The following is a 10272-nucleotide window of genomic DNA, read 5'->3' on the forward strand; positions in this document are numbered from 1 at the left end:
TTGACCAATCCCGGAACCCTTTTCTATTCCGCTCCTGTATGGATGTAGGAGGAAGAAGAATGGACTTTTCCGATTGCGTGAAGTTCGCAAACGAGAATCCCGTGACCTACATCGCGACAGCGGACGGCGACCAGCCCCGGGTGCGGGCGTTTGCCATGTGGTTTGCCGATGAGACCGGGTTCTATTACCATACCGGGACACCGAAGGCCGTCTGGCAGCAGCTTACGAAGAACCCGAAGGTCGAACTCTGTTTCTACAACCCGGAGGGCGCCGGAAGGATGATGCGAGTGGCGGGTTCGGTCGAGTTCATCGACGATCCCGCCTTAAAAGAGCGACTCGTCGCGGAGCGGCCGTGGCTTCTCCAGATCGGTATCTCCGGCCCGGACGACCCGAAACTTGCCGTCTTCCGCGTGGCACACGGCGAGGCATACTTCTGGACGATGGAGAACAATATGCGGGAGGCCGAGGCCCCCCGCGTCAGGTTCTAGGCGTACAGGGATCGCTCCCCTCCTTTTTAGTAGTGCCGCCGGAGGACGCTGCAGACCTTCTCCGACTCGATCCATCCCTGGCTAAGTCGGTCGACGAGGGCATTGATGACGGCGGCCTGCCGGGCGATCTCCCTCGAATTCGCTGATCCCTCCATCGCGGCGAGCCCCATGATCATCTGCAGGGGCTGGCGGATCTGGTCGCTGAGGGCGGCAGACTGTTCGATGCTCTGCTCGATCCGGGAGAATACCTTCCGCCGGAGTTCCTCCATCTTTTTCCGCTCCGAGATATCGCGGGAGATCGAGAGGACGGTCGTCTTCCCCTGCAGGGGGAAATGGAGCGAGTTGATCTCGACCGGTACCCGGTTCCCGCCCTTCGCGACGTGCTCGCTTTCGTAGAGGATCCGGTCGTTTAAGCGGAACTGCTTTAAGATGGCAAGGACCTCGCCGAGCCTCTCCGGGGGGACAATATCGAGCGGCGAACGGGCCAGCAGTTCGTCGCGGGAGTAGCCGAGCCGTCTGCAGGCGACCTCGTTTGCNNTCTCGCTCTCGACGAGGCACCGCTCCGTGAGTTTCCAGCGCGTGATCTTCCGGTATATCTCAAGCCTATTGTTGCGCACCGGGTAGATCTGCATCGGCCGGCTTGAGTATTCAAGCCAGCATTCCTCGCCGTTAGGCTTACGGAGGTGCAGTTCACGGGTGCCGGCGGTCGCTATAACCTTCTCAGCATCCTCGACCAGCGGGTTGATGAACCGGTGCGTAAATACCCCGGCGGGCATCCCGGCGACGTCGGCCTCGTTCAGGTCAAAGAGCCGCCGCATGCTCGCGTTTACCCACCTGACTCGGTTCTGCTCGTCGATGAGAGCGATCCCGTCCTCAAACTCATTGAGCACCTGGTAAATGGTGAAGAGGAGGAAGTTCTGCATGCGTGAGTGCGGGTCAGTGCCCGTTTCGGGGCAGGTCGCTCCGCTCCGCCTGGTCTGGGGATCCGGGGGAGTCTCGGTTGCCGAATCGTCGTTCAGCATAGGTGGAAGTATACTTCCATGTTCTTATATTATAATGCTTCTATTTTGTGCAACCTCCCCAGGCTCCTGTACGGCTACAGGCCCCATTATTCCCCGCTATTTACCAGTCTTTCTTCATTGCTTCCGCCCGGAGTTCCTTTGGCATCAGTTCGATCGCGTACCGAAGCGCCGTCCGGGACATCTTCTGCTTCTTTGCCATGACATAGGAGAAGACCTCGTCGGTGTGCTTTCTGCTCCCCTCCTTGAGGAGCCAGCCGTAGCCCTTCTGGACCATGTCGTCTGTATTGGTAAGGAGGAGATCGGCGATCGCGAGGGCCTCGTCGAGGAATTCTCCGTGCTTTGCGGGCACGATGAGCGAGACCGCCGCTGCCCGCCGCATCCAGCGGTTCTCCGACTGCGTCCAGCGCTTCAGTTCCTCGATCTCTTCCGGGTAGCGCACGATATAATCTCCGACGGCGTGGTTGCAGAGGCCATCGCAGGTGGCCCAGTTCGTGATGTAGGTCTCGATCCAGCGGCGGAAGACGGCGATATCATCGGGCTCGTAGCGGTCCGCGAGCCTTGATGCCCACTCGGAGACGACGAACGCCTCTTCAAGCATCCCGGACCGGTAGAGTTCCTCGCAGAGGGCGAAGATCTCCGGTTTTTCGCGGGATTTTACCTCTTTCCAGTACTTCTTTGCGATTGCGGTCACGGTTGCCGTCCTTATCCCGTAGCACCGGACCCCCTCCTTGAAGAAGCGCTGACTCTTTGCGCATGTCTCAGGATCTGCGTGCGCCGCAAACTCCCGCCGTATCGCCTCGATGACCGGATCCATATTCTGGTGTACGGGGGGAAGGGGAATAAGCAATGCGGCACTTGTTCTGCCGCTCAATCTGTACGCAGAACCTGCTCGATAGCGGCATGCAGATCCTCGGTCGGATTCTGCTCCAGCGGTCCCCTCTCCCCGGTCGGGCGCCGGGATTGATATGCCCCCCGGTTGTCCAAAGGTTGATGTCGAAAGCAACTGAGATGGGGTGCATGGAGCGCACGAAGGGCCCGGCCCTGATCTCGTGGAACGTCACCCTCCGTTGTCCGCTGATGTGCGCCCACTGCTACGCGGACGCTGGCGTTGACGAAGCGGAAGGTGTCCTCTCGACCGCCGAAGCGCTCTCGGTCATCGATCAACTCGCGAACACCGGAAGGCCCATCGTCGTCCTCTCCGGGGGAGAACCCCTGATGCGGGAGGATATCTTCGAGATCGCCCGCTACGGGACTGAACGGGGACTCGTGATGGCGATGGGCACGAGCGGGTACCTCCTCGATAAGGCGACGGCGAAGCGGCTCAGAGACGCAGGAATCCGGTCGGTGGCGGTCAGCATCGACTCCGCCGACCCGGATACCCACGACGCGTTTCGCGGCGTTGCCGGCGTATGGGAGCGGGCGGTCGCGGCGATCAAGCACTGCCGAGACGCGGGGCTCGGCGTCCGGATCAACATGACGGTCATGCGCCCCGTCCTCGCCGACGTCGAGGAGGTCATCGCTCTCGGCGAATCCCTGGGTGTCCGCGACTACCAGGTCTTCCTCCCGGTGGAGACCGGGAGGGGACGCGGACCCGGGCAGGGCAGCCCCCGCGAGTACGAGGACCTGATCCGGGCTCTCCTCCTCCGGTACCGGGAGAGCAATCTCCGGATCCGGCCGACGTGCTCACCCCAGTTCCGCCGGATTGCCGACGAAGTCGGGATTGAGAATCGCGGCTGGAGTCGGGGCTGCATGGCCGCCATCAGTTACTGCCGGATCTACGCGACCGGGGAGGTGACGCCCTGCCCCTATCTGCCGGTGAGCGCGGGCAACCTCCGCACCACGCCGTTTTCTGAGATCTGGAATAATTCGGAACTCTTTCTCGCCCTCCGCGACCCGGACCGGCTTGCCGGGAAGTGCGGCCGGTGCGGCTACAAGACGGTCTGCGGCGGGTGCCGGGCGCGGGCCTGCCGCGGGGTTGATTTCGTTCCGGCCCGGTGGTGCGACGGACTCATGCGGCCCGATGACCCCTGCGGGGAGATCACCCGCGAAGACCCGTGGTGCCCCTACGAGCCCGGGGGCCCCGACCGGACCGATCTTGCGATCCTCGACGCCCTCCAGGGCGACCTCCCCCTGGTCTCGCGCCCGTGGGCCGTCATCGCGGAGAGAGTCGGGCTTGCGGAGGATGAGGTCGTCGCAAGGATGCGGCGGCTTCAGTCCTTGGGCGTCCTCCGCAGTGTCTCGCCGGTCTATGAATCGCGGAAGTTCGGGCTTGCCGCCGCGACCCTGGTCGCCCTCCGCGTCCCGGAGGACCGGGTGCGCGAGGTGGCGGAGGTCGTCAGCACCTACCCGGAGGTCTCGCACAACTTCCGGCGTGACCACGCCTACTCTCTCTGGTTCACCCTCTCCGCCCCGACAGAGGAGCGGCTCTCCGCGGTGCTCGCGGAGATCCTCTCCCGAACCGGCATCCCAAAGGAGGACACGCTCAACCTCCCCACCGTCCGGGCCTATAAGATCGACGTGCGGTTCCCGCTCTCGGAGGAGGGGTCGTATGGATCCGACTGATCTCGCCCTTCTTTCAGAACTTGAGAAGGGGCTCCCTCTGGTCACCGAGCCGTTTGCAGAGATCGGGCGACGGCTCGGCATCCCGGAGGCGGAGGTGCTCCACCGGGCGCAACGCCTCCGCGAAGAGGGGGCGATCCGGAAGATACGGGCGCGGATCAACCAGCGGCTCCTCGGGATCACGGCAAACGCCCTCGTCGCCTGGCGCCCGCCCGGGGGGTGGGACGGGGAGGACTTCTCCCGGTTCGCGTCCGCTCCCGGGATCTCCCACTGCTACCTGCGCCGGCCGGTGCCGGGGAGGTGGGAGTACACCCTGTATACCGTGCACCACGGGAGGAGCCGGGAGGGGGTGCTCGCCGCGGTCGAGGAGATGGCCCGGGCGGCGGGGTGCAGCGATTATATCGTGCTCTTCAGCACCGAGGAGTACAAGAGGGTGCCGAACGTGCGCATCAACGAGAACGGAGGCGGTCTACCATGAACAGGATCACACAGTGCATGCACGGACGGGGAACGGTCAGCAGCGTTATGCACCACCGAGACAGGCCTCTTTCAGAGGTGCCGGGAAAGTACCTCGCGTTCATGCAGGACTACCGGCCTGTCGTCTTCTGGAACCTCACCGACCGGTGCAACCTCGCCTGCGCCCACTGCTACAGCCGGTCCCGGCCGGACTTGATGACAGACGACGAACTCTCGACCGGCGAAGCCCTCGCGCTCATCGACGACCTCGCCGCGGCGGGCGTCCCGCTCATCCTCTTCTCCGGCGGCGAACCCCTCCTCCGCGAGGACCTGCCGGAGTTCGCGCGTGCGGCGGCGGAACGCGGGATCAGGACCGCGCTCAGCACGAACGGCACGCTGATCACCTCCGATGTCGCCCGGATGATCAAGGAAACCGGGATCGGCTACGTCGGGATATCGCTCGACGGCGCGGGGCCGGAGACTCACGACACGTTTCGGGGGTGTGAGGGTGCGTTTGCAAGGGCTGTTGAAGGGTTTGCCCGGTGCCGGGAGGCTGGCATCCGGACCGGCCTCCGGGTCACCCTGACGAGGGAGAACATGGGGGAACTCGAGGCCCTACTCGACCTTGCGGGGACGCTCGGAGCCTCGCGGTTCTGCCTCTACTGGCTTGTGCCGAGCGGGCGGGGAAGCGAGGCCTACGACCGGCTCCAGGTGGGGCCAAAAGAGGTTGACGAGGCGCTCACGCTCCTCTACCGGAGGGCGCAGGAGACCGATCCCGGGTCGCTGGAGATCCTGACCGTCGATGCCCCGCAGGACTGCATTCACCTCCTCCGGGCCATGGAGCGGGACGGGTCGCCCGACGTCCGCGAGGCCGAGGCGCTCGTCCGGTCCCTGAACGGCGGGTGCAGCGCGGGTAAGCGGGTGGCAAACATCGATCCACGGGGTAACGTCTACCCCTGCCAGTTCGCCCGGTTGCCCGAATACCTCGTCGGCAACATCCGGGATCGGCCGTTCTCGCGCCTCTGGCAGGACGCGGAGAACCCGGTCCTCTCCTGGTTTCGGGCAACACCGCGGGACCTCTCGGGGAAGTGCGGCCGGTGCGGCTATCGCGACCTCTGCGGGGGAGGCTGCCGGGTGCGGGCATATGCGGCAGGCGGGCACCTTTCCGCAGAAGACCCGTTCTGTTTCGTCGAGGAGTAAAAAAGAGGGGATCCGCTGCTACTGGACCCGGTCGAGCGAAATGCCGAGCGCATCCGCGACACCCTTCCCGTAGGCCGGATCGGCCTTTAAGCAGTTTTTGATGGGCGGATCTTGATGAGATGTGGTCTCTTGCAGGTTCTGCGGGTTAGGGGAGGTATCCGTCCACGTACTCAAGGAACCGCTCCACGACAGCCGTCGAGTAGGGTCCTTCCTCGTAGGCCGTCGTAAGCGTCAGATGATCGCGAAAGGTGGAGGCGATCATCAGAAACCCGTAGGGCCAGCAGACGCAGGGAAGATACTGGATGTCCCGGATCCCGAGATCTGCACCGTCCTTTCCGGGAATTGGGAAGTATTCATCGGGATCGAATATCCCGAGGTTCGAGAGGACCGGGTTTTTCAGGCCTGATTGCCAGTAGCGCTCGATCATCTCGTCAAAGAACGCGAGGACCGCCGGCATCCCGCCGGCCATGATCTCCTCGTAAAAGAGGATGGTGGCAACGCCGAGGCTCCCGGCCTTTTTTCGGGTCGTCGTTTCCGTAACCTGGTCGATGATATCCTCAAGCCTCTCTCCCTCTCCAAGAGAGAGGGTGAGTTCGTAGGCGACGGAGAGGTTCGTGAGCAGGGAGTCCTCGTAGAGGCCGGGATACCTCCTCCGGAGATCAGCCGAGGTGAGGATCGAGCGGGGCTCATTTCTGTCGGCGGGATCGCCCCGGATCTTCGCAAGCGCAAGGAAGAATGCACCGATCAGGACGTCGTTCACCGTGGCCCCGTGCTCCCTCCCGAACGCCTTTATGCTCCCAAGCCGCTCGGGGGCGAGCGTCCGGCGGGCGACCCTGGGCACCCCCCGCCCGGTGCGCTCGATCGGGAAGCGCCATCGGTCGACGAAACGCTCCTCCTCGCTAAGTGCCTGTTTTTGCTCCTCATCGGAGTAGAGATCAAGGATTCTTGCCGTGCTCCGCTCGTATGGATTGCGGGGAGCCGGCCGGAAGTCGGAGTCGTCCATGACGCCCCGGTAGGCCGCAAGGAGTTCCTGTGCAAGCGTAAGTGCGCCAGCGGCGTCGCAGAAGCCGTGGTGACAGGTGACGGCTAAAAGATCCCCTCCCGCTCTTCGGTAAAGAGTGACCCGCACCTGCGGCCCCGAACGGACATCGAGCGGTGGCGGTGGCACATGATGTGGCTGGTCTTCACACTCGCCGGACGGAACGAGGATGAACGCTCCATCCCAGAGCCCTTTCGGGATCTCCTCCCAGGCCGGCCGGTCGTTTACCTCCGCAAACTTCGACCGAAGGTACGGATCGGAGGCGATCAGCCTCATCGTCGCCGTCCTCATGGCTTCTTCGTCGACTTCGCCGTCGAGGCAGATGACGACATGCATCGTCGGGTCGTAGAGGCGCTCGAAGTAGATGTTGAAGACGTCGAACGCGGGTGCAGGGTATCGGGGCGGCAACGTGGACATCAGTCTATAACTCTCTTGTTTCAGGAATAACTGCTTTCCTGTCCATCGTAGTGCTCTTCTGGTTCCAGATGCCTGGAGCGGCAAACGTTTTTGGACATGGACCGGGTAGATGATCTTTCATAGAGAGGGATCCCGGATGAAGAGAAAGATCATTGAGATCGACGAGGAGAAGTGCACCGGGTGCGGTCTCTGCATACCCGACTGTCCGGAAGGAGCGCTCCAGATCATCGACGGGAAGGCAAGGCTCGTGAGCGATCTCTTCTGCGACGGGCTCGGCGCCTGCGTCGGGACGTGCCCGGAAGGCGCAATCTGCGTCGTTGAGCGGGAGGCCGGGCCGTATGATGAGAGGGCCGTGATGGCAAGGATCGTTCCGCAGGGGGAGGCCGTCATCAAGGCGCACCTGGAGCACCTCCTCGGCCACGGGGAGGAGGGGCTCTATCGGCAGGCGATCGAGTACTTAAACGAGAATAACATTCCCGTCCCCGAGCACAGGGTTGCGGAGACAGAACCTGCGGCGTGCCCTGGTACCGTGGCCCAAAGCCTCCTCGGCAAAGAGGCCGCGGAGACGGAACCTGCGGCATGTCCGGGTACAGTTGCCCGGAGCATCCTCGCGAAGGAGGCCACGGAGGCTGAGCGTGCCGCACGGATCGAGTCTGCCTTGCGGCAGTGGCCGATTCAGTTAACGCTCGTCAACCCTGCGGCCGGCTATTTCGACGATGCAGACCTCCTCGTCTCCGGCGACTGCGTCCCCTTTGCCTACCCGGAGTTCCACCGGGACTTCCTGCGGGGGAAGATCGTGCTCGTCTTCTGCCCGAAACTGGATGCGGACGTCGCCGGATACGTCACGAAGCTTGCCGAGATCTTCTCGCGGCACACGATCCGGTCTATCACCGTCATGCATATGGAGGTGCCCTGCTGCGGCGGGGTGCGCTACGTCGTGGACGAGGCCCTGAAACGTGCGGGCAAAGAGATCCCGGTCTCCGAGTATACCGTGACGCTCCAGGGCGAAGTGGTCGAAGGGAGCCGGGTCCGGCGCCGCGGGCCGGGTGGGGGACTCAACGCCGCGAGACATGCCGGTTCCCCTTGAGGTAGAACCGGAGAGGGAGGTCCGCCGCCTTTGTGATCCCGATCCGTGTCGTCTGAACAATCTCCCCGTCAATCCCCTCAGGCCGGCGGCCCGGCAGACTCTCGGGCGACCAGACCTGCAGGGGGCCGTCGATGAGTGAGGTCCCGTCGAGATCCATGGTGATCTTGAGCGCCTGCGTCAGTTTCCCGGGGCCGCTCGCGAGCGCGAGCGGGTCGTCGGTCCCCCGCCGCGCCTGCATGAGATCGATCCCGACTGCCGGTTCGAGCGCCCGGATGAGGACCGCCTCCCCTATCCCTTCCGGACCGGTCACGACATTGAAACAGGTGTGCAGGCCGTAAATCCGGTAGACGTAGGCATGACCCGGCGGGCCAAACATGGCGCGGTTCCTTTTCGTCTCTCCCCGATATGAATGGGCCGCCGGGTCGCCCTGGAGGTAGGCCTCGTCCTCGACGATCCAGCCCATCGTCGTTCCTGTCTCGTCCTGATGCACAAGCAGACATCCCAGCAGGTCTTTTGCAACAGTCACAGTGTCTCGATCGTAGAATTCGGGCGGAAGGATCATGGGGATCTCTAACTGTATCTCTCCTAAAAGTCTCCATTCGCCTGCCCATCAAAGTTCCGGGCGACGACAGAGGTGACCCGGCACAGAAGTCTCGTTATCCTGTAACCCACCTTCCCGGAGAAGCGATCCCACGGTGGCGATCTCAGCGTCACGCCTGTGGTCAAGGCGTGGTGACCGGACAATGCCGGTGTAAATGGACGTCGATGCCGTCAGGTACTTGCTTTGAGTGCCCCTTTCGGCTGTTTGGCTAATGCCATGCCCTGAAACGACCTAATGGTTAAATACTGGTGCCTCCATATTCTGGATTTGTAACCGACTACTGGGAGGTTGTGTGATGAAGAAAGGCTTTATGATTGATATTGAGACCGAGACGGTAAAGAATACTGACTTCCGCAGAGTTCTCTACACGAGCAACTTCAGCCAGCTCGTGCTGATGAGCCTCAAGCCCGGCGAAGAGATCGGCGAGGAGGTTCACGACGACGTCGACCAGTTCTTCCGGTTCGAAGAAGGAGAAGGCGTCGTCATCATCAACGATATAGAGTACCCTGTCAAGGACGGCAGCGCTGTGATCGTGCCGAACGGTGCGAAGCACAACGTGGTGAACACCTCAAAGACTGCCGCCCTCAAGCTCTACACAATCTACTCGCCGCCGGAGCACCGGGATAAGGTCGTGCACAAGACCCGCGACGATGCCATGGCTGATGAAGAGCACTTCGACGGAAAGACGACCGAATAAATTCTCTAAACCAATTATCTTTTTTCGATTAATCCCGCTCAATCTCGCCTCCCGCTTCCCGGATTGTTGCCTCGATGTGCTCCAGCAGACCTGTGTCGTGGAGGGCAAAGTCCAACATTGAGAATCCTGCCACGAGAGGAATGGGCTTAAAGATTGCAAGCGGCGCTTTCCCGTCCTTTTTGGGGCTCTCTCCCGGGGTGATGACGGCGGTCGTTCCGTCTTCCCAGACGGCGAGGTTACCGTAACCCTGCGCGTCCCAGAGTTTCTGGACAATCTTTCGAGTATGCAACATTCATGTTCCCCGGGGGAGGGATGTGCAAAAAAGGTATCAACCTTCCGGCGCGCCGGGGCCGTCCTCTCATCTCGCCGGGGGCGCCTCCGTCCTCCGGATCACGGTCGAATCCTCGCCTTTTCCCGTAAAGAGGTGATCGACGCCGAGAATCGTGTTAATCCATGCCAAATCATCGCTGAACTGGACGACCATCAGGACGATGAGCGTGAGCGGAACGGCAAAGATCATCCCGGCGACGCCGAGAGCCCATCCCCAGAAGATGACCGAGAGGATGACCACAAGGGCAGGGATATCAAAGCGTCTGGCTGCGAAATGCGCAAAGATCGGGTTCTCTACCAGTGCGTTCAGGACCGCGACGACCGTAATCACCACGATCGCGCCCCAGACCCCGAACTGCAGCCAGGCAAAGAAGAT

The 10272-nt window shown here is 62.4% G+C and carries 12 protein-coding genes; 6 read left to right on the forward strand and 6 right to left on the reverse strand.

Features of this window, described 5'->3' with window-relative positions; all coding sequences use genetic code 11:
* The first annotated feature begins 59 nt into the window (after positions 1-59).
* Positions 60-488 (forward strand): pyridoxamine 5'-phosphate oxidase family protein, encoded by a 429-nt coding sequence (locus tag ACI94_RS00620; protein ID WP_286680968.1) that lies wholly within the window; start codon positions 60-62, stop codon positions 486-488.
* Between the two features lie 26 nt (positions 489-514).
* Here ACI94_RS00620 and ACI94_RS00625 read toward each other — a convergent pair whose 3' ends face one another.
* Complete coding sequence (locus ACI94_RS00625; RefSeq protein WP_286680969.1) at positions 515-1510, reverse strand: PAS domain-containing protein; 996 nt, start codon at positions 1508-1510, stop codon at positions 515-517.
* A 100-nt stretch (positions 1511-1610) separates the two neighbouring features.
* Entirely contained in the window at positions 1611-2324 is a 714-nt protein-coding gene (locus ACI94_RS00630; protein WP_066955198.1) for a DNA alkylation repair protein, read from the reverse strand.
* A gap of 203 nt (positions 2325-2527) precedes the next feature.
* Here ACI94_RS00630 and ACI94_RS00635 point away from each other — a divergent pair, with 203 nt between their 5' ends.
* Genes ACI94_RS00635 through ACI94_RS00645 form a run of 3 tightly spaced genes read left to right on the forward strand, consistent with a single transcriptional unit; the run spans position 2528 to position 5725 of the window.
* The gene (locus ACI94_RS00635; protein WP_273258484.1) at positions 2528-4072 is read left to right on the forward strand and encodes a radical SAM/SPASM domain-containing protein; all 1545 of its coding nucleotides are present in this window, start codon (positions 2528-2530) and stop codon (positions 4070-4072) included.
* A complete protein-coding gene (locus tag ACI94_RS00640; RefSeq protein WP_273258485.1) occupies positions 4059-4547 on the forward strand; it encodes an AsnC family transcriptional regulator in 489 nt (162 codons plus the stop codon). The genes ACI94_RS00635 and ACI94_RS00640 overlap by 14 nt, the downstream gene beginning before the upstream one ends.
* A complete protein-coding gene (locus tag ACI94_RS00645) occupies positions 4544-5725 on the forward strand; it encodes a radical SAM/SPASM domain-containing protein (protein ID WP_066955204.1) in 1182 nt (393 codons plus the stop codon). Before ACI94_RS00640 ends, ACI94_RS00645 begins: the two co-directional genes overlap by 4 nt.
* Positions 5726-5870: 145 nt before the next feature.
* Here the strand turns inward: ACI94_RS00645 and ACI94_RS00650 are convergent, their stop codons facing one another.
* Positions 5871-7181 (reverse strand): condensation protein, encoded by a 1311-nt coding sequence (locus tag ACI94_RS00650; RefSeq protein WP_224732745.1) that lies wholly within the window; start codon positions 7179-7181, stop codon positions 5871-5873.
* A gap of 136 nt (positions 7182-7317) precedes the next feature.
* On the opposite strand from ACI94_RS00650, the gene ACI94_RS00655 reads away from it, so the two are divergent.
* Positions 7318-8268 carry a 4Fe-4S binding protein gene (locus ACI94_RS00655; RefSeq protein ID WP_066955459.1) on the forward strand — a complete coding sequence of 317 codons (951 nt, stop codon included), beginning with the start codon at positions 7318-7320 and terminating at the stop codon, positions 8266-8268.
* Here the strand turns inward: ACI94_RS00655 and ACI94_RS00660 are convergent.
* Positions 8237-8830: a DNA-3-methyladenine glycosylase gene (locus ACI94_RS00660; RefSeq protein WP_066955207.1), complete on the reverse strand. Its 594-nt coding sequence runs from the start codon at positions 8828-8830 to the stop codon at positions 8237-8239. The two genes, ACI94_RS00655 and ACI94_RS00660, sit on opposite strands and share 32 nt — an antisense overlap.
* A gap of 334 nt (positions 8831-9164) precedes the next feature.
* On the opposite strand from ACI94_RS00660, the gene ACI94_RS00665 reads away from it, so the two are divergent.
* The gene (locus ACI94_RS00665; RefSeq protein WP_066955211.1) at positions 9165-9566 is read left to right on the forward strand and encodes a cupin domain-containing protein; all 402 of its coding nucleotides are present in this window, start codon (positions 9165-9167) and stop codon (positions 9564-9566) included.
* Positions 9567-9594: 28 nt separating this feature from the next.
* Here ACI94_RS00665 and ACI94_RS00670 read toward each other — a convergent pair whose 3' ends face one another.
* Positions 9595-9858, reverse strand: coding sequence for a hypothetical protein (locus ACI94_RS00670; RefSeq protein ID WP_066955214.1), 264 nt, complete (start codon positions 9856-9858; stop codon positions 9595-9597).
* Positions 9859-9924: 66 nt separating this feature from the next.
* The coding region (locus ACI94_RS00675; RefSeq protein WP_286680970.1) for an AI-2E family transporter at positions 9925-10272 on the reverse strand (348 nt) is incomplete at its 5' end.

Source organism: Methanoculleus sp. DTU007, assembly GCF_001512385.1.
GTDB classification, from domain to species: Archaea; Halobacteriota; Methanomicrobia; order Methanomicrobiales; family Methanoculleaceae; genus Methanoculleus; species Methanoculleus thermophilus.

Bases quoted from the DNA above. Each gene is read 5' to 3' on its own strand.
- ACI94_RS00620 (WP_286680968.1), top strand. From the start codon at position 60: ATGGACTTTTCCGATTGCGTGAAGTTCGCAAACGAGAATCCCGTGACC.
- ACI94_RS00630 (WP_066955198.1), bottom strand. From the start codon at position 2,324: ATGGATCCGGTCATCGAGGCGATACGGCGGGAGTTTGCGGCGCACGCA.
- ACI94_RS00635 (WP_273258484.1), top strand. From the start codon at position 2,528: ATGGAGCGCACGAAGGGCCCGGCCCTGATCTCGTGGAACGTCACCCTC.
- ACI94_RS00640 (WP_273258485.1), top strand. From the start codon at position 4,059: ATGGATCCGACTGATCTCGCCCTTCTTTCAGAACTTGAGAAGGGGCTC.
- ACI94_RS00645 (WP_066955204.1), top strand. From the start codon at position 4,544: ATGAACAGGATCACACAGTGCATGCACGGACGGGGAACGGTCAGCAGC.
- ACI94_RS00650 (WP_224732745.1), bottom strand. From the start codon at position 7,181: ATGTCCACGTTGCCGCCCCGATACCCTGCACCCGCGTTCGACGTCTTC.
- ACI94_RS00655 (WP_066955459.1), top strand. From the start codon at position 7,318: ATGAAGAGAAAGATCATTGAGATCGACGAGGAGAAGTGCACCGGGTGC.
- ACI94_RS00660 (WP_066955207.1), bottom strand. From the start codon at position 8,830: ATGATCCTTCCGCCCGAATTCTACGATCGAGACACTGTGACTGTTGCA.
- ACI94_RS00665 (WP_066955211.1), top strand. From the start codon at position 9,165: ATGAAGAAAGGCTTTATGATTGATATTGAGACCGAGACGGTAAAGAAT.
- ACI94_RS00670 (WP_066955214.1), bottom strand. From the start codon at position 9,858: ATGTTGCATACTCGAAAGATTGTCCAGAAACTCTGGGACGCGCAGGGT.